At 23.3% G+C, this 25,323-nt stretch carries 21 protein-coding genes; 3 read left to right on the top strand and 18 right to left on the bottom strand.

The features are described from left to right. The first annotated feature begins 108 nt into the window (after nucleotides 1–108). The 3 genes from EXC57_RS01530 to EXC57_RS01520 all read left to right on the top strand — a co-directional run bounded on the left by EXC57_RS01530 (nucleotide 109) and on the right by EXC57_RS01520 (nucleotide 5,067). The gene (locus EXC57_RS01530) at nucleotides 109–3,498 is read left to right on the top strand and encodes an AAA domain-containing protein (protein ID WP_129692545.1); all 3,390 of its coding nucleotides are present in this window, start codon (nucleotides 109–111) and stop codon (nucleotides 3,496–3,498) included. Beyond that, entirely contained in the window at nucleotides 3,488–3,940 is a 453-nt protein-coding gene (locus tag EXC57_RS01525) for a hypothetical protein (protein ID WP_036451712.1), read from the top strand. The genes EXC57_RS01530 and EXC57_RS01525 overlap by 11 nt, the downstream gene beginning before the upstream one ends. Before the next feature lie 152 nt (nucleotides 3,941–4,092). Further along, entirely contained in the window at nucleotides 4,093–5,067 is a 975-nt protein-coding gene (locus tag EXC57_RS01520) for an IS30 family transposase (protein ID WP_129692495.1), read from the top strand. Between the two features lie 133 nt (nucleotides 5,068–5,200). On the opposite strand, the gene EXC57_RS01515 is transcribed toward EXC57_RS01520, so the two are convergent. The 18 genes from EXC57_RS01515 to EXC57_RS01430 all read right to left on the bottom strand — a co-directional run bounded on the left by EXC57_RS01515 (nucleotide 5,201) and on the right by EXC57_RS01430 (nucleotide 25,253). Continuing rightward, entirely contained in the window at nucleotides 5,201–5,896 is a 696-nt protein-coding gene (locus EXC57_RS01515; RefSeq protein WP_004025119.1) for a winged helix-turn-helix domain-containing protein, read from the bottom strand. 1 nt (nucleotide 5,897) lies between these two features. Next, on the bottom strand, nucleotides 5,898–6,371 hold the full coding sequence (locus tag EXC57_RS01510) for an RpiB/LacA/LacB family sugar-phosphate isomerase (RefSeq protein WP_004025120.1): 474 nt from the start codon (nucleotides 6,369–6,371) through the stop codon (nucleotides 5,898–5,900). After that, nucleotides 6,340–6,876: an L-threonylcarbamoyladenylate synthase gene (locus EXC57_RS01505; protein WP_004025121.1), complete on the bottom strand. Its 537-nt coding sequence runs from the start codon at nucleotides 6,874–6,876 to the stop codon at nucleotides 6,340–6,342. The genes EXC57_RS01510 and EXC57_RS01505 overlap by 32 nt, the downstream gene beginning before the upstream one ends. A gap of 1 nt (nucleotide 6,877) precedes the next feature. Then, a complete protein-coding gene (locus EXC57_RS01500) occupies nucleotides 6,878–7,711 on the bottom strand; it encodes a peptide chain release factor N(5)-glutamine methyltransferase (protein ID WP_004025122.1) in 834 nt (277 codons plus the stop codon). A gap of 2 nt (nucleotides 7,712–7,713) precedes the next feature. Next, nucleotides 7,714–8,793 (bottom strand): peptide chain release factor 1, encoded by a 1,080-nt coding sequence (prfA, locus tag EXC57_RS01495; protein ID WP_036451716.1) that lies wholly within the window; start codon nucleotides 8,791–8,793, stop codon nucleotides 7,714–7,716. Nucleotides 8,794–9,072: 279 nt separating this feature from the next. Further along, entirely contained in the window at nucleotides 9,073–9,573 is a 501-nt protein-coding gene (locus EXC57_RS01490; protein ID WP_004025124.1) for a GNAT family N-acetyltransferase, read from the bottom strand. Then, entirely contained in the window at nucleotides 9,566–10,144 is a 579-nt protein-coding gene (locus EXC57_RS01485; RefSeq protein WP_129692544.1) for a hypothetical protein, read from the bottom strand. The genes EXC57_RS01490 and EXC57_RS01485 overlap by 8 nt, the downstream gene beginning before the upstream one ends. 95 nt (nucleotides 10,145–10,239) lie before the next feature. Then, a complete protein-coding gene (locus tag EXC57_RS01480) occupies nucleotides 10,240–11,058 on the bottom strand; it encodes a Cof-type HAD-IIB family hydrolase (protein WP_004025233.1) in 819 nt (272 codons plus the stop codon). Nucleotides 11,059–11,061: 3 nt separating this feature from the next. Next, nucleotides 11,062–12,375 (bottom strand): glucose-6-phosphate isomerase, encoded by a 1,314-nt coding sequence (locus tag EXC57_RS01475; protein WP_004025232.1) that lies wholly within the window; start codon nucleotides 12,373–12,375, stop codon nucleotides 11,062–11,064. Nucleotides 12,376–12,633: 258 nt separating this feature from the next. Next, entirely contained in the window at nucleotides 12,634–14,445 is a 1,812-nt protein-coding gene (gene pepF, locus EXC57_RS01470) for an oligoendopeptidase F (protein WP_004025231.1), read from the bottom strand. A gap of 102 nt (nucleotides 14,446–14,547) precedes the next feature. Further along, entirely contained in the window at nucleotides 14,548–16,497 is a 1,950-nt protein-coding gene (locus EXC57_RS01465; RefSeq protein WP_004025230.1) for a P-loop NTPase family protein, read from the bottom strand. A gap of 193 nt (nucleotides 16,498–16,690) precedes the next feature. Then, the gene (locus tag EXC57_RS01460) at nucleotides 16,691–17,665 is read right to left on the bottom strand and encodes an IS30 family transposase (RefSeq protein WP_129692495.1); all 975 of its coding nucleotides are present in this window, start codon (nucleotides 17,663–17,665) and stop codon (nucleotides 16,691–16,693) included. A 135-nt stretch (nucleotides 17,666–17,800) separates the two neighbouring features. Next, nucleotides 17,801–18,952, bottom strand: coding sequence for a hypothetical protein (locus tag EXC57_RS01455; RefSeq protein ID WP_004025285.1), 1,152 nt, complete (start codon nucleotides 18,950–18,952; stop codon nucleotides 17,801–17,803). A gap of 92 nt (nucleotides 18,953–19,044) precedes the next feature. Next, complete coding sequence (locus EXC57_RS01450; protein WP_004025284.1) at nucleotides 19,045–20,406, bottom strand: hypothetical protein; 1,362 nt, start codon at nucleotides 20,404–20,406, stop codon at nucleotides 19,045–19,047. Between the two features lie 88 nt (nucleotides 20,407–20,494). Next, on the bottom strand, nucleotides 20,495–21,286 hold the full coding sequence (locus EXC57_RS01445; protein ID WP_004025283.1) for a TIGR00282 family metallophosphoesterase: 792 nt from the start codon (nucleotides 21,284–21,286) through the stop codon (nucleotides 20,495–20,497). Between the two features lie 48 nt (nucleotides 21,287–21,334). Then, on the bottom strand, nucleotides 21,335–23,530 hold the full coding sequence (locus EXC57_RS01440; RefSeq protein WP_004025282.1) for an ATP-dependent helicase: 2,196 nt from the start codon (nucleotides 23,528–23,530) through the stop codon (nucleotides 21,335–21,337). Then, the gene (locus EXC57_RS01435) at nucleotides 23,530–24,288 is read right to left on the bottom strand and encodes an RDD family protein (RefSeq protein WP_004025281.1); all 759 of its coding nucleotides are present in this window, start codon (nucleotides 24,286–24,288) and stop codon (nucleotides 23,530–23,532) included. Before EXC57_RS01435 ends, EXC57_RS01440 begins: the two co-directional genes overlap by 1 nt. Next, on the bottom strand, nucleotides 24,288–25,253 hold the full coding sequence (locus tag EXC57_RS01430; protein WP_004025280.1) for a glycosyltransferase family 2 protein: 966 nt from the start codon (nucleotides 25,251–25,253) through the stop codon (nucleotides 24,288–24,290). Before EXC57_RS01430 ends, EXC57_RS01435 begins: the two co-directional genes overlap by 1 nt. Nucleotides 25,254–25,323: the final 70 nt, after the last annotated feature.

Genomic DNA, 25,323 nt, shown 5'->3' with positions numbered 1-25,323 from the left:
GTCCTACTTTATTTAATTAAAATAAATCATTTAAACAATTTATAATACATATATTAGTTTATATTTTTTTGCTTAAAAAATATATTTTTTTTATAAAAGAGGCTAATTATGGAATCAAAAAAATCATTATTAAATAACTTTCTAATAACTGATACAAAAGATGGTGCAATCAGAATTAACCGTTCACAAAAATTCACAAGAGATATTTATTCAAATATAGAGTCTGATGCATATGAGAATTTTACAATTAATCCAAATGTTATTAGCGTTGCATTAACTGCAAATAAAGATCTTATTTCTAAAATAACAAACAAAGCAAAAAACTTAGATTCATTTGATGAACTTAAAGAGCTACTAAATAAAAATAACATAAAACTTACAAAAGCAAGATTAGATTCTTTATCAAAAAATTTCCAAGATAAAAATAAATTATTAACTATTTTAGGCAAAGAAATAAATTCAATATTTAAACAACTTGTTTCAATGACTAAATTTTCTAAAAATAAACTTAAAGAAGATGGTGTTTGATCTTTATATTTATGTCATTATTTTATAAAGGGAAGAATGCAAGATGGAACATTTATAAAATCTCCTTTGGTTTTAATTCCGGTTGAAATTAAACAAAATGAAGATAAATTTTTAATATCAAAAATTAGTGAACCAATATATAATGAAAAACTTAATTTTTTATTGGAAATTAATTATGGAATTAATGTCAATGGAATATTTGAAAAATCATTAGATGAAACAAATCAAATAACTGTTAAAAAAATATTATCTATTTATTCATCAACATTAAAATCAATAAATGTTAACTTAGATATTAACCATAAAATACTAAAATATAAAAGTGAAGATATTGATGAATTATCTAATATAAGCGATTTAATTATTGATTATTCAATTGCTTTATCACTACTTGACCCAACTGGTGGTAAAGCTAAAAAAGATATTATTGAAATTTTAGAAAGAAATGAAAATCCTTTTGTTACTTATTCAATTTTAAAAAATAATGCAGATCTTGAATCAAAGATTGCTAACAATGACTATATTTTAGAAATTAATAAACCTTTAAATATTTATCAAAAATATGCTGTAGCATCAGCTCTTGAAGATAACACAATTATTTTTGGTCCTCCAGGAACTGGAAAATCTGAAGTAATAGTTAACATTGTAGCAAACATAATCAAACAAAATAAATCATGTATGATAGTTTCTGAGAAAAAAGCAGCACTAGATGTTTTACATAATAGATTAAAATCACTAAATAAAATTTCTTTAAATGCATATGACATCCATGATTCAAGTTCTTTTTATGGAAAAATAAACCAATTACAATTATTAATTTCTTCTAATATAAATGAATTTAAATACCATACATGAGAATCAAGATATGAACAACTAAAAGCTAATTATTTTAATATTAGAAAAATATCAGATGTTAATATATATTCTTTAGATTTAAGTGAAATTATTAAATCAATTGAAGATAATGGAAAAATATATAACGAACAGAACAATCTAATTATTAATGAACTTGATAAAATCATCAAAGAAAAAGATATCTCTTTACTAGAGGGATTTAACATAATGGGGATTTTAAAAAGTTTAACAAACAACTTTGAAGAAACATTACTATACTTAAAAGAAAATAAGTTATCTGATTTAAAATATGAAAAAATAACAAAGTTCTTATCAAAATATGAAAAGACAAAAGACAAAGATTTTTTAATATCTAATTTTATATTCAAACAAAAAATCAATAATAAAAGTTTTATAAATAAAATATTTAAAACCAATATTGATAAAGTTGAATATGATTCATCGATAATTATTAATTTTTTAAATGAAATTAAAAAAATGTCAATTCAATCAATTAGTATTGACGCAATGTTACAATTACAAAAAATAGAACTTAGTTTTGATCAATTTAAAACTGCATTAATCCAAAAGGGTTTAATTGATAACATTATTGATACAAATTTTGATTCTTTTCAAGATGAATTTGAAAAATACATTGAATATAAATCAAGCATTGCAAAAAACAATGATGAAGTTATTTTAAATAATTACTTATTGAACTTTATAAAAATATATAACAATATTTCAGAAGCTGAAAGACATGAAATAGATGATATGTTTTCAAGAGCAAGAATGAAAAGAAAACAAAATGTTAATATATTTGCAACTAAATTTTTTAATAAGTTAAAACTTATTTTTCCAATTTGAATATTAAATCCAAACCGTGCTTCAATAATAATACCTAACAAAAAAGATGTATTTGATTATGGGATTTATGATGAAGCTAGCCAAATGTTTTTAGAAAATGCTTTTTCATTAGTCTACAGAGCAAAAATTAATGTTGTTTCAGGAGATGACAAACAACTTAAACCAACTTCTTTTTTTGGAAGTAGATATGAATCAAATGATTTAGATCTTTCTCAAAATGATGCTGAATCTTTACTTGAAAGAGCAAAGTTGTGTTTATGACCATCTTTCCACTTAAAAAATCACTATCGTTGTGAAAGTGAATCATTAATTAAATTTTCAGCTGAAAATTTTTACAACAATCAATTAGAATACACAACTAAAAATCAATCATTCAAAAATGCTATTGATGTATTTGATGTCAAAGGAATTTGAAAAGAAGAAACAAATGAAATTGAAATTAAAAAAGTCATTGATCTACTTTATGATAATTGAGATAAATACAACAGCATTATGATAATAACTTTAAATAAAAAACAACTTGACGGGATTGAAAAAGCATTTTTAAAATCCTTTGGAGATAAGAGAGAAATATTTGCTAAATATGAAAAGGATTTAATATTATTTAAAAATTTAGAAAATTGTCAGGGGCATGAAGCTGATTTAGTTATTTTATCTCTTGGTTATGGTTATAATACTGAAAACAAATTCACAAACTTCTTTGGCCCAATTTCTCAATCAGGTGGTTCAAATAGATTAAATGTTGCTATAACAAGAGCAAAGAAAAAAATAATAGTTGTAAAAAGTTTTCAAGCCAGTGATATGAAAATTAATGAAGAAAATCCTGATTCTTTAATTTTTTATAAATACATAAATTTTTTAGATAATCATAAAACTAATAAACCATTTAACAAACTTGAAGATCGTAATGAAAATGAAAATAAAAGATATGTTAAAGAAGTTATTAATTATACAGAAAATTTAATTAAAAAGAATTCTTCAAAACATTTTAAAGTAATTAGTAATATTAAAATTGGAAGTTGTTATATTGATTATGCTGTTTTCAATAATTATTCTTCAAAAATATTGTTAGCAATTAACTTTGACCGAGTTTTTGATAATAAATCTTTCCAAAATACATTACACAATATATATCGTCAAAAATTTTTAGAAGATAGAGGATATAATATTATAAATGTTGATGAAATTGAATGATATTTTAAAAATAAAATTATTAAAAAGTTAATTAGCAAAAAAATAGATGAGATGTTATTAAATTATGAAGTTTAGAATAGATAAAACAAAATCATTTTATAAATTTTTAGAAAAACACAAAACTTTTTTTCTTAAAAGTCAATTAAAAAAATGTGGTATTAAAAAAGTAAAAATTAAATCTTATGATTTTATAAACAATAAATTTAATCTTACAGTACCAGTAAGTTATACAAACAAAACTTTAAAAGAAATAATAATAAGTAAAAATAAACTAAAGAGAGTAAAAACAGAAAAAATTGCTGAAAACGTTGATTATTATATATTGTTTTACAAATCTTCTAAAGAAATAAGTAATGATGTTTTCTTATCTCTTGTAAGATACATGCAAGATAATCTTTCAAATTTTATTAATTGTTTTTATGGAACTTTAATTTATAACCAAAATATATACACTATTAAAAAAGAAAATTTTAATGGTGTTGAAACATATATTGAATTAAAAAAATACATATATTAAAAAATACTAAAATATCAATTACAAAACTAGTAGTAGATATTTTAGTAGCTCGATTGACATGTGAAGTGCAACACTCAAAAAAGAGTGTGCACTTCATTTGTTTTGTTTGTAAGTGTTCACTAATAAAAAGATAATGAATATTAGGAGTGCTTATGAAAACTTATAAACATTTAACAAAAGAAGAAAGATGCTTAATTTATTTTCTTTGAAATAAAGAAAAATATTCTATGAATAAGATTGCAAAAATCTTAAATAAAAACAAATCAACAATATCAAGAGAATTAAAAAGAAACACATCTTCAACAGGGATTTATTATTCATCAACTGCTCACAAAAAATACATTAGAAGAAAATCAAATTGTCATATGTTTTTTATGTTGAAGTACAAAAACTTCACAGATCTTTTTATTCAAAAATTTAATCCTAAATCTCATGGTGTAGAAGCTACAATTTTTTGAATAAAAGAAAACTATCCGTTAGTTAAAGTTCCAAGTGCTAGGCAAGTATTTAGATGAATCAATAGCAAGATTTGAAAGATACAAAGAAGAGATTGTTTAAGAAGAAAATATGTTAAAGGAAAAAGAAGAAAAATAGGTATATTTTCTAAAATTGATGGAAAATACTGCATTCCTTATAGTCTAAGACCAGAAAAGATAAACAATAGAAAAGAATTTGGACATTGAGAAGCTGATCTAATAGTTAGTAAAAGGCAAAGTGGTTATTACCACTTATTGACATTAGTGGAAAGAAAAACAAGGTTGGCAATTATTAGAAAAATAAAAGGGAAGAACGCTAGATCAATGATGGCTAAAATGTATACCATTATTCGAGATGAAAAACTCCCAATAAAAAGCATCACTGTTGATAATGGGTTAGAGTTTCAAATGATGGGAATAACTGCAAAACAATTCAACTTTAAAGTTTATTATTGCCAACCTTATTCTTCATTCCAAAGAGGGTCCAACGAGAACATAAATGGGATAGTTAGAAGATGATATAAAAAAGGAACTGACTTCAGTTTAGTAAGTGAAGATAAAATAAAAACTCTTGAATGAAAAGTAAACAACATCCCAAGAAAAATGTTTGGTTATAAAACAGCTTACCAAATGTATCAAGAAAATATTTAAAACAAAAAAACTCTCAACTTATATTTCAAAGTCGAGAGTTTAATGTAACATTGAAGTGTTGCACTTCACATGTCAGTTAGGGTACTAAAATATCAATTACAAAACTAGTAGTAGATATTTTAGTATTTTTATATTAAATAGAATTAACTTTAAATCTATAACCTTTGTTCATTTTGTTTTCAATATTGTGAGAACCTATTTTTTTTCTAAGTTTAAAAATATATTGTTGAACAAGACCTGTTGAATCTGTTGTAAGATCTGTTCAAATAATATTAAATAATTCTTCTCTATCAAAATATTTTCCAGGTTCTGATATTAAAGTTTTTAAAATCAAAAATTCAAATGTAGTTAAATCAACTAATTTACCTTTAACCCATACTTTTCTATCAATTAAATTAATAGTCACATCGTTTTGTGAAATGATAATGTTGTTTAGTTTTTTTACATAGTTTATTCTTTGAATCATATTATCAAATGTTAAAGATAATAGGTTAGGACTAAACTGTTCATAAGATATACAATATTCAACTCCAGTTTTAATAATTTTTGAAAATAATTCATGATTAAATTTATTAGCAAAATAAATAAAATATGTGTGTGGATGAATTTCTTTAATTTTATCTATTAAACGTTTAGTTATCATGCTAGGATTAACATCATCAAATATCACTATAGATGAATTATATTTAACTAATTGATTAATTTCTTCTGGTGGAATAACAATTCTGCTATAAACCATTTTTTCTTCTAATAATAAAAAGGCTTCATATAAAAAAGATTGCTTTTCTTGTTCTGAAACTAACGATATTAAAAATTTATTTGTAAACATATTAAATACATTCCAATTGTTTTATTTTATCTATTCTTTTTTGATGTCTATTTTCAAATTTTTCATTTAAGAAATTATAAATAATTTTTATATTTTCTTTTGCAGAAACAAACCTACCAGATAAAGCTATCACATTTGCATTGTTGTGCTGTTTGGCTAAATGAGCGATTTTTTTATCAGTAATTAAAGCACAATAAATGCCTTTTATTTTATTCATACTAATGCTTATGCCAATACCTGTACCACAAATTGCAACACCATATCCTTTATCATCAGCAAGCACGGCTTCACCAAGTTTTTTAGCATAATCTGGGTAATCTACAGATTCATTAGAATTTGTACCTAGATCAACAAAATTAATAAAATCCAATTTTTTGCTATTTATGATTTTTTGTTTCATTTCATAACCAGCGTGGTCTGAAGCAATATATATATTAATTTTATTATTGCTTAATGACTCTTGTGATTTGCTCATAACTTATTTCTCCCTCTCTTAAAATTTTATCTTTATCAACATCATATATTGTTGATGGTGAATTATTTGAAAAATCACTCTCCAAAAAAATAATATCACTTTTATTATCTTTAAAATTAACAATTGCTTCTTCATAACTGTTGATTGTAGGTTTTCCACTTATATTGGCACTTGAACAAAATAGTGGTCCAGTTTTTGGCAAAAGGTCTAAAACGAATTTATTGTTTGGAACTCTATATGAAATTTTATTTTTTATTAAAGTTAATTTTCCAGGTCAAAATGCTTTAGCTAATTTTATAAAATTTTCATTGATATTTTTAACATATGTAAGGTTTGGAATAAATAATACAATTTTTTTACTTCTATCTCTTTTTTTTATTTTATAAATATTTGTTTTATCAATACTTAAAACGCCATAAACAGTATCTGTTGGAGCGATTAATGTTTTATTATTTTTGAGTTCAAAAACAATAGCTTTTAAATCATTGGGATTATATTTGACCATATTAATTCTCTTTATTAATTATTAATATTCTATCAATTTTGTTTAGGTCTTTTATAAAATAAAAACTAGTTATATTTTGACTATTTAAAAATTCTTCTAATTTTTCTTTTTGATCATAACCTATTTCAAATATTAAAATAGTATTTTTTTTAAGAGAATGATAATAATCATTTATTATTTTTTTATAAAAATACAAACCTTCATCTTTTGCAAACAAAGCATTTCTTGGTTCTTTTTTAACCCATTTACTAATGCTAAAATCATTACTAACATATGGAGGGTTACAAACTATAGCATCAAAATTAGAGACAAAATTATTGCCTAATTTAAAAATGTCTTTTCTTACAAAATTAGTTTTTAATTTTTTTATCTTTGCATTATATTTTGAGACATTAAAAGGAATAATTTTCTTTTCAACACCACAAATATATTTATCATTATATTTTATGGCTAAACTATTTGCTATTACCCCACTACCAGAACATAAATCTAAAATATTGTTTTTATTATCTAAAATATTTTTTTCAATTATAGTGCTAACTAAAAATTCAGTTTCTGGTCTTGGAATGAAAACTCCTTTACAAATAAAGTATTCTTCATTCAAAAATGTAAACTTATTTGTAATATATTCAATTGGAATATTTTTATAAAAAACTTTATTATATATGTTCAAAAAGTACTTAACGTCAAAATCAATTAGAGATGAGTCATTAGTAATTAGATCTGTTTTGTTTTTAACTTTTTTAGAAAGATAGTAAATAATTTCATAAACTGTTAAATTATGATAATTATTATCTTCTTTATAAAATTTATCAACTAATTCTTTGAAAGTCATTATTATAAATCTGATTGAGACATTTTAATAGCTTCATCATTTGCTATTAATGAATCTATAATTTCATCTAATTGACCCATCATTATAGAATCTAATTTATTAAGTGTTAAATTAATTCTATGATCTGTAACTCTATTTTGAGGATAGTTGTAAGTTCTAATTTTTTCAGCTCTTTCACCTGTACCAACTTGTCCTTTTCTCAAAGATGAAAGACTTTCGTTTTTTTCTCTTTCAGCTAATTCTCATAGTTTAGATTTAAGCATCTTCATTGCTGTAGCTCTATTTTCAATTTGAGATTTACCTTCTTGACATGCAACAACAACACCTGTTGGAATGTGAGTTAATCTAACTGCTGATTCTGTTCTATTAACATGTTGTCCACCAGCACCACTTGCTCTATATGTATCAATTCTTAAATCACTTTCTTTTATCACTATTTCAACATCTTCAACTTCTGGTAATACTGCCACTGTAACTGTTGATGTATGAACCCTTCCTTTTGCTTCTGTTTCTGGAACTCTTTGAACTCTATGAACACCAGATTCAAATTTCATTTTCGAATAAACATCTTCTCCAGAAACCATAAAAGAAATAAAATTGTAACCATGTGGTGTTGGAACAACTTCAAGAGTTTGTATTTTCCATCCAAGTGAATCTGCATATCTTTTATAAGCATTAAACAAATCACCAACAAAGATTGATGATTCATCCCCTCCTGCTGCTGGTCTCATTTCCACAATAACATTCTTATCATCATTGGGATCTTTTGGAAGCAATAATCTTTTTAATTCGTTTTCTAAAGGTTCTAATAATGGTTTTTTTTCTTCAAGTTCCATCTGAGCAAGTTCAATTATTTCCTTGTCTTTTTCATTATTAATAATTTTTTCAGCTGATTCTATATCGTTTATAAGTTTTTCATATTTTATAAAACCATCAACTATTGGTTTATTATCTTTTAAAGATTTATTAATTTCTTTTAATCTATTAATGTTATTTCCAACATTTAATAATTCATCATTTAATTGATCATATTTTTCTTTTATTTTCTTTAAAGACTCATATATTTTGTTATTAAAATTCATATTAAAACCATCCAAAATTTATTACCAAATTACAAAAAATAATAAGGTTTTTCTTTTAGTTAAAGATTATTAACTTAGTCACATTTTAAAAAATAGGTGATAAATTACATCTTTTTTATATAAAATAATACATTTAATTATAATCTAAATTAATAAGTTAAATTAACTTATATTACAAAATAGTATCATCATTTAATATGTCTTTTATTTAAATAAAAAAGAATGGAATTCATTCCATTCTTAAAAAATAATTGTTTTTTGCTTTTATTTAAATTACAACTACAATTTTTTTACAAAATATAAATACTCTCCAGAAGAAAATTTATCAGTGTGTGTTTTACTAAATAGAAAATCACATTTAGCAAAAAGTTTTTGCATTATGTAGTTTGTTTTATGAGTTGAAGCAACTAAATATTCTGCTCCTTTTTCAATTGCTATTTCTTCGATAAAAGTCATAATTTTAGAGCCCAAACCTCTTATGTTTAAATCCACATCTACTGCTAGACGATTAATCATCATAGAATTGTTGTCATTTTGATTTTTTAATGTGTCTATATTAATAAAACTAAGTGATACAGTTGCTGCAACCATACCACTAAGTTTCATAACATATGCTTTACCATTATTTATATCATTAATAACATGATCAATTTTAGGATAATCATCATTTCATTGATTTATATTATTAATCTTTTGAAATTTTTTTGCCTTGTCTAGAATATTAAATATAGATTCTTTACATTGAATTTGAGCTTTTACAAATTCAAAATGTCTATTCATATTCCTCCTCGTTTGGTGTAGCTGTTAATCCTAAAGAAGTAACATTTTGAACTGGTTCAGTGTTTTCAGTTTTTGTTTCTTCTTTAATTGTTTGTTGTTCTAATGAAACATTAGTTTTAGTATCAGTATTTGGAATTGATCTTGATTGGATTTTGTTTTCTTGTTTTATTTGAACTCTTGGTTCACCTTGAAAATGAGAATAAATATCTGAGTAATTAATTTCATATTTTCTACAGAATTCACTAACATCAGCTATTTGATTTTTTTCAACAATAAAAACATCTTTACATTCAAAAACTTGTTCACATAACTTAGTTATTAATTCTTGAACTTTTTTGTTATTTTTTTTAACATCAATTTGAAATATAACTCTAAATATTTTTTCTTGATCATTTACAAAAGTCATATATGTAAAATCATTAGAAATAAAACTTGATTTTTCTTTTTTCAAGATTTTATTTAATAGAATTTCCTCAATTAAATAGTTTTTAGTAATTTCAGCATAAGTTTTTTTAGAATAAGTCAATATAACAATCAATGACTCTCTAATATTTTTTCTAGAAAATATCATAATCTCTCCTCAGTATAAATTGCTCTCTTTGCTTTATTATAATACTTATAAATTTACAGTTTCAATATGTAATAAAATTTATTTTTCTTTTTTTATTAAAGAGTTTTTAAAAAATTTGCAATAGATGGTTCATTGTTAGTACCAATTGTTTTAGAAGCTATTTTTTTAACATCTTCATTTGCATTACCCATTGCTATAGAGTTTGGAATGTTTTTTAACATTTCAATATCATTATTTGAATCGCCAAAGCAATATACATTATTAAGATCAGTTATTTTTAGATCATCAAGAACTTTTTTTAATCCTGCAAATTTATTAACAGATAAATCATCAGCATCGATAAATGACCCTGAAGCAATTGTGATTTTACATAAATTTTTTTCTTGCAGTTTATAAAATACTTTTCTAGTTTCCTCTAAATTGTTTTTCTCTTGGATTGACATATGATAAACATCATCTTTAAAAAACTTTTTCTTAACTTCACCAAAACTAAGTTGTGATAAATTCTCAATCTTGTCTGATAAATCTAAAAGTTCATCCTTTTGTTTTTTTGCAGTTGATGAATAAAAATAATCTTTTTCTTTAGTAAACCAAGCAAACGATCCTTTATTTTTAACAACATATTTTAAATAAAATTTTTTAACTTTTTTATGAAGCGGTTTAGATAAAATAGTTGTATTATTGCTTATTGGATTATATATGAAATTACCATTTGCTAAAACAACTGGAACATTAATAGATAATTGTTTAACAATATCAATTGTCATCCCTAAACTTCTACCTGTAGCAATTGATACAAAAAAACCTTTGTTTCTAATTTTATTAATTTCTAAAATATTTTCTTTAATTATTTGTGATTCACTATTTAATAATGTGCCATCAAGATCAAAAAATATAATTTTTTTATTTTCCATATTTTATTTATTTTTACCACTTTTTTTACTGCTTCTTAAAGTAGCAAACATTCTTTGTTTATATGCTTCAACACCAGGTTGATCAAATGGATTAATTTTTAATAAAAGACCACTAACAGCAACAGCTTTTGAGAATCAAGAATATAAATATCCAAAATTATATTCATCAGTTTTTTGGATTTCTAATTGGATAACATCAACTCCACCATCAATATGGTGAGCATCAACAGTACTTGAAGCAGCGACTCTATTAATATAGTTCACAGTTTTACCATTAATAAAATCTAAACCATCTTCATCATTCATAAACGATTCAATAGTTGTATCAAGCATTGGATTTTTAACATGAAGAACAGTTTCAAAAAAACATTTTGTTCCTTGTTGTAAAAATTGCCCAACAGAATGTAGGTCAGTTGTAAATAAACAATTTGATGGGTAAAGAGCCTTTCCTTCCTTACCTTCTGATTCACCCATTAATTGTTTTCAGTGTTCACTGAAATAAAACATTTGTGGTTCATAAGTACAAAAAACTTCAACAGTTTTCTCTTTTTTAGAATAAAAATAGTGTCTTAATATTGCATATTGATAAGCAGTATTATTTTTTAAATTTGTAGTGTCTGTATCTTGTAAAGCCTTTCTACATCCTTCAAGAATTTTGTTAACATCAAGACCCATTACTCCCATAGCAAATAATCCAACTGGTGTAATAGCTGAAAATCTTCCTCCAACATTAGCTGGTATACAGAATGATTTAAAACCATATTTGTTTACTAAATGTCTTAATTTACCATTTTCTTTATCTGTTATACAAACTACTCTATCTTTTGCTGAAGCTGAAGCATGTTTGTTATAAAGAATTTCATAAAAAATTCTAAATGCAACAGCTGTTTCAAGTGTAGTACCAGATTTTGATATAACAATTAAATAGAAATCTTCTTTTTCAAGTTTTTTTATTAAAGATGTGATATATGTTGATGATAAGTTGTAAACAAAGATAATGTTTTTATCTCTATTAAAAGGTGGCAGACACATATCAATTGCTGCTTTAACCCCTATATAAGATCCCCCAATTCCTAAAACAACAATGTTTTTAATTTCTTTGTTTGAATATCATGTCTTTGATAATTTGATTAATTCACTCATTTCGTTTTTATCAAAATTAAATGGATAATCAAGTCAACCTAACATCTCATGTCCAGCACATTTTCTATTAGTAATACTTTTATGAATAGTTTCAATTTTTGATTGATAACTATTCAATACTTTTTCAGCCTTCTCTTTTGATTCAAGGCAACTTTCTAAATTTATTTTTATCATTGATAACTCCTTAAACAGTCACTTAGATTATATAATAAACATTTAGTTAATAATTTAATTATCTGAAATTAAAAAGCAACTAATTATGCATCAATTTTAATAAAGAATTTTATAGCAATAATAGTAATTTTTTATAAAAATAAAGTTTTTAATTATTTTAAAAAATATATAAAATTATTTTTTAAACAAATAAAAAATAAAAATGTGTTACCTTTTTTTACTTTTGTAAATACACATTTTTATTTAATTAAAATTATTTTATTTATAAACTTTTTTCACAAGCGAAATATATTGTTTAATTAATTCTTCAAGAATTTTTTGACATTCTTTAAAAGGGTCATCACTATACAAATCAATTCCTAATAATTTTATTGTATCAATTGGTGATATACTATTTCCTGATTCTAAAAAAGAAAAGTATTTATTAATAAAGTTTTTATCATTATTAAATATTTTATATCCAGAAATTAGTGCTGGTATTTGTCCAACAGCATATTTATAAACATAAAAATTTCCAACATAAAAATGACTAATTCTTAATATTGTACTTAGTGATTGAACATATTTTTTTGAAGTTAATTTCTTTGGATCAGCACCAGTATATTTAACATTCATATCAACATAAACATTTTCTATTTCTTTATATGTAATAGGTAATTTATTTTTAATTCTTTGAACCATTTCATATTCAAAATTACTAAATATGATTTGTCTTGTAGTAGTTGCAAAAAAACCTGTTATTAATTCATCAAGTATTTTTATTTTTGCTTTATCATCTTTTTCTTTTTGAAGTAAATATAAACTTAATAGAACTTCATTAGTAATAGAGGCAATTTCAGCATAAAAAATTTCGCATCCACAATGAACAGTTTGTTTTTTTCCAAAATAATAAGAATGCATAGAGTGTCCAAGTTCATGAACTAAAGTATAGATAGATGATAATGTTTTATCAAAATTCATTGAAATAAAATATTTATCTAAACCTAAAGTGCCACCAATAGAATAAGCACCACTATGTTTGTTTTCTTTTGGCAATCATGAAATTCATTTTTCTTCAAAAGCTTTATTAACTGTGTCAACATATTCTTGACCATAAACACTCAAAGCATCAATAGCAATTTTTTTAGCATCATCAATAGAATATACTGATTGTTTAGTTGAAAGGTCTAATGATTTATCTCATGGTTCAACTTTATCTAATTTAAATATTTTCTTTAAAGCATTGTCTCTTGCTGTATAAAACTTTTTATAAAGGTCTTTATAATTTTCAACATTTTTATAAATTGATAAAATAAGATCTACAGTAATTTCGTCATCTTGACATGTAGCATCAACATAATCAACATAGTTTCTTATTTTACAACTATTGTTTAAAGTTAAATAATTGTAGTATAAAAGCGTTGATAATAAATTTCTATTTTTATAATATGCTTCATTAAATGAGTATCATGTATTTTTTCTTAAAACTCTATCATTTGATTTCAAATAAAATGTTACATCGCTTATGCTATTAATTTTTATTTCTTTATTATTTTTGTTTTTTACACTATCAAATTTAATAGTTCCATCAACAAAAGTTGTGAATACATCTTCATAACCATCTTCAATTAGTGAATATGATGAAAGTATTTTTTCTTCTTTTAAACTTAAAACATGTTTTTGTTTTTTGAAAAAGATATCATAATCTCTTCTATATTCTTTTAATTCATCATTTTTTAAATATTGCAAAATTGTTTTTTTATTTTTTAGTAAAATGTTTGAACTATCTGATGTTGCTATAGAAAATTCATTTCATTCATTGCTAAGTTTTTGACTTCAAAAATTTCATTTTTCATTAACTACATCTTCATTTAAATTATTACTAATATAATTTACTAACCTATTAGATATTTTTTCAAATTTTAAATTTTCATTTTTTCAATTTATAAAATTCTCTAAACTAGTATAAAAATTTGGATATAGTTTCAATAAATGCTTCTTTTGGTTTTGTCATTTTGAATATAGCGTTTCTAAATCCTCACCCGCTAATAAACTTTCTAAATCTCAATCATATTTTTTGTCTAAAATCATAAAATCACCATAAATTTAATTACTTATAAGTATATATAAATATATCAACTATATTAAAATAATTAAAAAAATATGTAGTTTATAACTACATATTTAAAAAAATTAATCTTCATATATTACTTCATCATCGTCATCATCATCTTTTTTTAACAATTCTTGTCTTCTTTTATTTCTATTGTTGGTTTGTAAATAATCTAATAAGAATTTATCAAGTGAATTGTGAATTTTTAAAATATCATTAATTTTTTTATCTAATATCATTTTTCCTTCATCTAAACATAAAACCCTATTAGCAAAAATCTTTGCATCAAGAATATCTCACGAACTAAAAATAATAATTGTAGACTTATTTTTATTCATATTATTTAATAAAGAGAAAAACTCAATTTTTTTATTAATTTCCAATTTGAATTCAGTTAATGGAATAATAAGTACATGTTTTCCAATAAGAATATCACATATTAAAACAAATATTCTTTTCTCTGTATCACTAAGTTGACTAATGTGTTTTTTGATCAGTGGTTTAAAATCAAATATTTCAATAAGTTTATAAAATAGTGATTCTGAAACTAAAACATCTATTGCATAGAAAACTTTTTTAAATAATGATAATGGAGTATCTTTTTTCTCACTTCCATATGAAAAATAATCTGGACTTTCTAGTTGATATAAAACATCACTTTTTTTGTTAACCATATCCAAATCATATTGTTTAAATTCTTTAGAGTACATATCAACTCATTTTTGTTTTCTTTTTATATTGAAATATACATACCCACTTTGTTTTTCGTGACGTCTGCTTAAAACATCAATCAAAGTAGTTGATGTTTTACTTTTATCAGAACTTAATACCATAATTCTATCTTTTGGATAAATATCAAAAGTGATGTTATCAAGTTTACCTAAGTCTTTTCTTTTTTCGTTTTTATTGAAAGATAAACTATATATTTTATATTCCAAATCAGTGTCAAGATTTTTATTTTGATTTAATAGTATTTGTGTGTGATCATTAATTAAGTTTTCCAAATTAGAACTATCATTTTCTGGAATATCACCATCAACATTAGTTGTTCCATTTATTTCATCTTCATTAAGATATATGTTTTCATCTATTTGAATATCAGGTCCAGTTAATAATTTTTGATCAAATTCAACATCATCTTCAATTACTAAATTATTAAGTTCTTCATCTTCGTCTTCATCTTCATCAATATTATTTTCATAATTATTGGTATTTTTATTTACTTTTTCTTTTTTTGAAACAAGATTACTTTTTTCTAATTCTTGATTACTTAAATTTTCATTTGATTCAACAGGGTTATCAAAATTTAATTCATAATCTATTTCTTGTTCTTTTTTAGTTAGATTATTATCTAATTCTTTTCCATGTGAAGTTAATGTATTTTCTTGATTTGTATAATCACCATTTTGAATTTTGCTTAAATAATTTAAATACTCATCAGTTAGTTTGTAATACATTTTGCCCATATAAAATTTTTTAGTTGTATTTTCTACACTGATTTCCATTTCATTTAATTCAGCTAAAGTATATAGATACATATCATATCTTTTTTCATCTGGAATACTACCATAATAATCTATTCCAGACATTCCATTTTTTTTAACATAATCTAAAGGATCTTTGTTAATGATTGGTGTTCTATTTACATTATTATCATAGCTTACAAATGATTGATTACCATTTGTGTTGTAGAAATTTTCTTGTTGATTATTATTGTTGTAGCTAAATCTACTAAAATCATTTTCGTTGTATTGATTATATGAATCATTATTATTGTAATAATTTTGATTATTATCATAGTGTCCTTGATAACTAAATCTATTAATTTGGTCATAGTCAATAGGAGCTTGTTGATTGTTTAATTGATAATCATTTTCAATATATTCAGAATTCATACTATTTACATTATTTGCATAATTGTTGTCATGATTATGAAAATTAGGTCCTTGATTAGAATTTCTATTAGTGAAATTATGACCTTGATAATTGTTTGGCTTATTAGGATTATTATTATTGAAATTGTTATTCATATATATTCCTTAATAAATATTTACATGTATTATTCTATCATTAAAAAAATACTTTAATTTTATTAAAGCATTATAGAAATTAAAATAAAAAACAAAAACCAATAGGTTTTTCCCTAACTGACATGTGAAGTGCAACACTTCAATGTTACATTAAACTCTCGACTTTGAAATATAAGTTGAGAGTTTTTTTGTTTTAAATATTTTCTTGATACATTTGGTAAGCTGTTTTATAACCAAACATTTTTCTTGGGATGTTGTTTACTTTTCATTCAAGAGTTTTTATTTTATCTTCACTTACTAAACTGAAGTCAGTTCCTTTTTTATATCATCTTCTAACTATCCCATTTATGTTCTCGTTGGACCCTCTTTGGAATGAAGAATAAGGTTGGCAATAATAAACTTTAAAGTTGAATTGTTTTGCAGTTATTCCCATCATTTGAAACTCTAACCCATTATCAACAGTGATGCTTTTTATTGGGAGTTTTTCATCTCGAATAATGGTATACATTTTAGCCATCATTGATCTAGCGTTCTTCCCTTTTATTTTTCTAATAATTGCCAACCTTGTTTTTCTTTCCACTAATGTCAATAAGTGGTAATAACCACTTTGCCTTTTACTAACTATTAGATCAGCTTCTCAATGTCCAAATTCTTTTCTATTGTTTATCTTTTCTGGTCTTAGACTATAAGGAATGCAGTATTTTCCATCAATTTTAGAAAATATACCTATTTTTCTTCTTTTTCCTTTAACATATTTTCTTCTTAAACAATCTCTTCTTTGTATCTTTCAAATCTTGCTATTGATTCATCTAAATACTTGCCTAGCACTTGGAACTTTAACTAACGGATAGTTTTCTTTTATTCAAAAAATTGTAGCTTCTACACCATGAGATTTAGGATTAAATTTTTGAATAAAAAGATCTGTGAAGTTTTTGTACTTCAACATAAAAAACATATGACAATTTGATTTTCTTCTAATGTATTTTTTGTGAGCAGTTGATGAATAATAAATCCCTGTTGAAGATGTGTTTCTTTTTAATTCTCTTGATATTGTTGATTTGTTTTTATTTAAGATTTTTGCAATCTTATTCATAGAATATTTTTCTTTATTTCAAAGAAAATAAATTAAGCATCTTTCTTCTTTTGTTAAATGTTTATAAGTTTTCATAAGCACTCCTAATATTCATTATCTTTTTATTAGTGAACACTTACAAACAAAACAAATGAAGTGCACACTCTTTTTTGAGTGTTGCACTTCACATGTCAATCGAGCAACAAAAACCAATAGGTTTTTGTTTTGGCTTTACATTTTTCTAGAGTTTCTAATTTTTCTAGTAAATAAAGACACAATATAAACACATATTGAAACAACAACACCAGCTGCAATAATAGATGCAACAATTATAACTGTTTCTCTAGTTGTTATGTTAGAACTTGGTTGGAAACCAGAAATTGAAAATGATTTTTCCATTTCTCTATTTAAATATGATTTTTGGCCGCTATTGTTTGTACCAGTACCTGTGTTAGTAACTTTTGCTGAATTATAAATTTGTTCATTTATTTCTCAGTTAAAGTTAACATCATATTTAACACTACCATTTCTAGCATCATCTTGTCTATTTGATACTATTTTCATTTGTGGATCTGTGTTGGCCTTTACAGTATTAACAGTATCTTTATTTTCAAAATCAGAAACAAATGTTGGGTAATTTGCTAAATCATTATTTGATAAATCTGGAACTTTCTTTTTAAATTCTTCACCATTAGGTGTCAAAACTCCGCTTGATGAACTTGAAGAAAGACTTGATCCAAATCCTGAAAGCATAACATAATCTGTATAAACAGTACTTTGAGCTGATTTATCATAAGTTGTTATTTTAACAAATAAAATACCAAGTGAATTTAATAAGTTTTCAGAAATGTCTGTCTCACCAATTTTATTAAATGAACTTAAATTTGTTGTAACATTTTCATTTTTTGTTTTATCTGCTTTTGATAAAACTTCAATTTTTGGCCTTTTTGAAATATCACCAGTAATACCAATTACTTTATCTGTGAAAGTAAACAAATTAAGAAGTCCATTAGTTGGTAAACTTGAAACACTACTTAGTTGTTGGTCAGAACCATATCCAACATTTACATCAGATTGTCTACCACTATAAATGGCATCTATTTGTGTTTTTTCATTTTCAGTTGTAGCATCTGCTATTGTTTTTATTTTAAATCTATCTGCATATGGTTGAGTTGCTTGATCTTCAATTGCTTTTAAAGTTTTTACTTCGCTATTTTGATATTGATTTATGTTTAATGAATTTTTATTAGTATCACTATAGTTTAAAGTTGTACTGTTATTAGAAAAATTTGTTTCTACAATAAGAGGAGAAATTACCATAAATGAACTAAGTGCTGTACAGCACACTAATGTTTTCTTTAAACTTTTACCAATTTTCTTCATATTCACCTCTATATATTAAATATGCATATTTTAATACCTATAATTTTAAGAAAAAAAATTATCAATTTCAACTTTTAATGATATAATGACTGCTATTCTTCTTCAACTTCTAGACTATCAAAAATTGAAAAATTATCATCATTTATTCTTTCGTGTATTATTTCATATTCATCTTTTTCATTTTTTTGATTGTTGATTTTCTGGTCAAAATCATCATCTGCTATATTTTCTTGAATATAATCTTGATTGTTAAAATTTTGAGTTATTTCATCATTTTGTTGATAATCATATTCGTTATAAATTTGATCATAACTGTCATCAACTTTACTATTTGCATTAATCATTTCATTACTTTCTGTATTGATTAAATACAATCTATCATCTTTTATATCAGTAATGTTATCTTCTTCAAAAATGTTATCTTCTTCAAAATTATTTTCTTCTTGGCTATTCTCAAGAAGTGGTAAATCAGTGTTTTCATTATCGTTATAATCTACATTTTGTTTTTCTAGTTCTTCATTATTTTGATTTTCATAACTATTTTCATCATTATTTTTATCAACAGATTGATCTTCGATTTCTTGATTATTTTCAATTTCTTGTTCTCACGAAAGAACATATTCTTTATTTTTAAACTCAATGAAGTCATTTCTTTCAATTAGCTTATATTCTTTTGTTTTTTCATCAATTTCATAAATATTCAAAGAATTAAAACAAGAAATAAAATCTTCTATTTTACCTTTTGTTGAATTGTCACTATTTTCCAATAAATTATTAATAATATATAACGCTTGATAAACAAACAATTTAATTGAATAATAATTTAAATTTAAATATTTACTAAAAACCTGATGTTTAATCAAATTATAATTTTCTTTATTATTTAACAAAAATGAAATATCTTTTGGATTCAAATAAATTTGGCAATAATGAACAAACATTCTAAATAAAATGTAGTAATTAAAATCATCTTTAAATTGTTCAAACAAATCTTTAAAAGAATTAAAAAAACTGTTAAATTCCATTGAGTTAAAGCTTATGCTTTTTTGGTTTTGATAATTATTAAAAGCTTCTACATTTTCTTCTCTATTAATTTGACATCATTTTTCTATTTTAAATACCATCTCAAAAGGGACACTACATTTTGAAAAATTATAAGCAATATTTAATAATATATTTTTTAAATGATACCCATTATATATAAAAGGAATATTTATTTTGCTAGCATAATCAAAAAATAATGAATAAACACTTTCATTATAGTTAATATTGAATTCTTTGCTATTTAGTAAATTGCCATCAACTTTTAATAAATTTAATGAATCAATGTATATATTATCAAAATTAATTTGACTAAATCTATATAATAGTTCATTTTTATTTAAGTAAATTTTATTTTCTATATAGTCTTCACTATATATTAATCAGTCTAAACCATTTAATACTTTTTCCATAAATGTTACCAATATTAATTTTACTATTTTATAGAATGATAATAAAGTACAAACAAAAACTTCTCTTTTTTAATAGAGAAGTTAATTTTTATTTTTCATAAATTATTAAGTTTTTTAATTTTATGGGTTTATTTGTTTTGTCATCTATTGTTAAAACAACTGCACAAAACTGATATAAACCTTTTTGTTCTTCAAGCCTAAATCTATCAGATTCACCTTTAAACATTGTTATAATAGTATCTGGTTTAGCCCCAATAACACCATACATTGGACCAGTCATACCAACATCTGTAATATATGCTGTATTATCATAAATTTTATGATCATTTGTTTGAACATGTGTATGGGTGCCAAAAATAGCTGAAACTCTATTTTTAAAATTTAAAAAAAATGCATTTTTTTCACTTGTTGTTTCTGAATGAAAATCTACTATATGTATATCTCAATCTTTTTTATTTAAAATTTCATTCATGTTAATGAAAGGATTTGTTTGCCTTTCTTTAAAGTGAACTGTTGATCCAAGTAAATTGGTAATTCTAATTTTTTTATTTTTAACATTAACTAATTTAGTACCAACTCCATATTTGCTAATTTCTTCTGAATCAATTATATTAGCTGGACGAATTATGTTTTTTTGAGAACTTAAAATTTCAAGTATTTCTTCTTTATGTCATGTATGATTTCCCATTGTAAAAAAATCAATCCCATAACTTTTTAATTCATTATAGTCATTTCAATTTAAACCTCTTGCTAATGTTGTATTTTCAGCATTTGCAATTGTGAAATCAATTTTGTATTTTATCTTAATTTTTTCAAGTTCTGCTTTTACAGCTTTTTTTCCAGCTTCTCCAAAAATATCTCCAATAAATAAGATATTCATTTTTATTCCAACTTTCTAAGCATAAATGCAAATTTATTATAAAACATATTAGTTGCTTTTTTTAGATAGACTTTTATGTTTTTTTAATATTGTTTTTGTACCATATGGGTATTTAAATGTAATATCAACATAATCATTCATCACACCAACTACAACTCCAAAACCAAATTTTTGATGATTAACTAAATCCCCAATTGTGAATTCTACATCATTATCATGTAGGTTATCTTCTAAGTTAATTTGTTTGTCTTTTAATTGATTAAAGTAATAACTGTCATGTGAACCATGGTCTGTTGGCAAGAAATCTCTAACATATTTTTCTATATAATCATTTTTTATAAAATCTTTAACAAATCTACTTGGCATTTTTCTTTGTTGAGAATCATTCATGAAAGCAACACCTCTAGAGTTTGCAATAAATAAATTTTGCTGTGCTCTAGTCATTGCAACATATGCAATTCTTCTTTCTTCATCTATTGCATCACCATCAATTGATTTATATGATGGAAAAAATCCATCATTAAATTCAATAATAAAAACATTTTTAAATTCTAATCCTTTTGATAAGTGAACAGTCATTAAGATAATACAATCTTGGTTTTGTTTTGATTCTTCATCAGCTGTTGTATATAAACTTATTTCTTGTAAGTATTCTGTAATTGTTGAATTAGGATTTTTAAATTCAAATTGTGCTAAAGCATTTTTTAGTTCTTCTAAGTTTTCTAATCTATTTTCTTCTTGATTTTCAATTAGTTCTTTTCTATATCCAGTGTTGTCTAAAACATAATCTAACATATCAGTTAGTGAATTAAATTTTTTATTTCTAAACTCCTCGATTAACTTTACAAAATCAAGACATGCATTAATAGCTTGTTTTGACAAATCAATTTCTTCAACCCTTTTAAAAGCATCAAATAAATTTATTTTATTTAAATAAGCAAAAGATTTTATTTTAGTTAAAGACTGTTCAGATATTTTTCTTCTTGGTGTGTTGTAAATTCTTGATAAAGATAATTCATCATTATTGCTAATAAGTTTTAAATAAGATATAGCATCTTTTATTTCTTTTCTTTGATAAAATTTGAACCCACCAAAAATAAAATATGGAAGTCCACTATGAACAAGTTCTTGCTCAATATTTCTAGATAAAAAGTTACTTCTATATAAAATTGCAATATCTTTATATCTATATCCTTGTTTAAGTAAATCTTTAATTTTACTTATAACTCATTTTGATTCTTGTTCAGGACTTTCTGCTTCATAGTAAATAATATTGTTACCATCTTCATTTTCTGTATAAAGATTTTTCTTTATTCTATTTTTATTTTTTTCTATAAGTTGGTTTGAAACAGATAAAATCTTTTTTGTTGAACGATAATTTTTATCCAAAATAATAAGTTCTACATCATTAAATTCTTTTCTAAAATCATCAAATATTTCTTTATAAGCTCCTCTTCAAGAGTAAATCATTTGGTCTGGGTCTCCAACCACAAATATATTTGATCTTGTTTTATTTAGCAATTTAATTAATTCATATTGATCTGGATTTGTGTCTTGAAATTCATCAACTAATATATAGTCAAAACGATTTTGTCATTTGTTTCTAATTTCAGTTTTAGTTTCTAAAATTAATTTTGCAAATTTAATCAAATCATCAAAATCTAATAAATTGTTATTAACAAGATATTGTTGATAATCTTTATAAACAACTGTGATTACATATTTCTTTTTATTTTCAAAATCATCTTCAATAATGTTCACTAATTCTTCCATAGCCTCATCAACTGTGACATTTAGAGATTTAAGGTTATTAATATGATTTAAACAATTTTGAAATGAAATAATTGATTTATCAATTTGTCTTTTTGCATATATTTCTCTAACAATAGATAATTGATCATCTTCATCTATGATAGAAAAATCATTATTTCTTCCTAAACAACTAATTTCTTCTCTTAAAATTCTTAAACAAATACTATGAAATGTACCAATATAATTTAAATTAACATTATTAATTAATAAGTTAATTCTTTTTTTCATTTCATTTGCTGCTTTATTTGTAAAAGTAAAAGCTAATATCTTTTTTGGGTTTAACCCTAATTCAGATATTAGATATGCAATCCTATAAACTAAAACAGCTGTCTTACCACTACCAGCACCTGCCACTACCATTGTTGAACCAAGGTTTGATGTGGCTGCTTTTTTTTGGTCATCATTTAACCGATTTAATAACTCTTTATCCATTATGAATCTCCAATAGTTTCAATAGCATCTGGAACAATTTCTCCAGGCAAACCGTATTTAATATTAACACCACTATTGTTTTTATAATTCATTTTTTTAGATGGATCATCTGAATTAACATCTATCATTTTAATAATTACAGTGTTACTAAAATAATCATTTAATGATCTTTTTTTAGATGTAAAAATGATATTAATAACAATTACTAATGAAATAATAGAACTTATTGATCACAATGTTGTCATTATACTTGAAATGATTTTGATAGAAGTATTATCTAAGTTTGCATATGAATTTGTATTATATAAAGAAAGAAAGAATGGTGTTGCATCAGTATTTGGGTAGTAACTTACAGTGATAATTCCAACTATTATTAAAATAAAGCTTGGTAAAACCCACAAGAATAATTCTCTTTTAAAAAGTTGTAACAAAAAAACTCAATTAATATTTTTTAATCATTTTTTAACATAAAGATTTTTTAACAAGACACTATAACATCTAATTTTAAACAATCAACTAAAGAATGTATAACCACTAAAAATAAATGGAACAATACAAAAATATAAAAACAAAGTTAAGAAAACTAATATACTATAAACTAAAAATTTTCATCCAATAATTTCATTTTTAAAAAATAAAAAAGCTAAACCAACAACTAAACCAACTACAAGAACATAATCAAAAAATTTGCTGAATAAACGACTTGTTGCGCTTGCAAGGTTATATCTGGATGTAGCTTTTTTATTTTCTATTTTCATTATTTCCCCATACTAGTAAAAACTTTTTTTACAAAATTATAATTTGGTTTGAATTCTTTTATGTATTCATAAATTGCTTTGTTATTTAACAAACTAATGTATTTATTAGATTTGAAATTAGAATCTAATTTTTCAATCAAATCATAAGCATTTTTGATTGAAATTGATACAATTTTTTCATTTTCGTATGAAGCAAACATTTTAGATAAAAATTCAAACAGAATTAAAATTGGTAATCATGTATAGTAAGCATCCTTTTTATCATCTGAACTATTACAATTATTAATTTTCTCTTTTAATATTTCAGCTGATTCTAAAATGTTATATAAATTATAGTCATAGAATTCATTATTTTCTCTTTTTCATAGCACTAAAATTTTGTTAACAATAGCTGCTTCTTTATAGTTTTCCAAAACATCAAAAATAAATAATGAAAAGTAACTTTTAAATTGAATAAATTCAATTTTTTCAGATAATAAAAATTTAGTTCTAAATAATTTATCTTTAATAGTTAATTTAGTGTTTACTAAACTTAAAAAATTCTCTGGATAATTACCATTAATAACTGTTCTAATATCTTCTGTTTTTTCATTTAAATCAAGTTCACTATTTGCAAATGAAATTCAGTCATAATTTTTTTTCTCATCAATATTTTCTTTAAATCACTTAACAAAGTTAGCATCAAAAATACATCTAGATTCTGCAAAGTAAACATAACTTCCTTTTATTTTATTTAGTGCAAAATTATAAGCAAAAGATCTTCCATAATTTTCCATGAATTTAACTACTTTGATTCTCTTATCGCTTAAATCGTATTGACGTAAACAGTCATGTATTTCTTCAGAAGTGCAATCTTCAATAAATACAATTTCAAAATTATTGTCTGTTTGATTAAATAAACTATCTAGAGATTCTTTCAAGAATTTTGAATCTTTATACAAGTAATATAAAACTGTAATTTTCATATATTGCATCCTTCCTATAATAATATAAATAATTATAAATTAAGAACAAATTAGAATATTAACAAATTAA

The organism is Malacoplasma iowae (genome assembly GCF_900660615.1).
In the GTDB taxonomy this organism is placed as follows: Bacteria; Bacillota_I; Bacilli_A; order Mycoplasmatales; family Mycoplasmoidaceae; genus Malacoplasma; species Malacoplasma iowae.
This window is presented reverse-complemented; position numbering and strand designations above follow the sequence as displayed.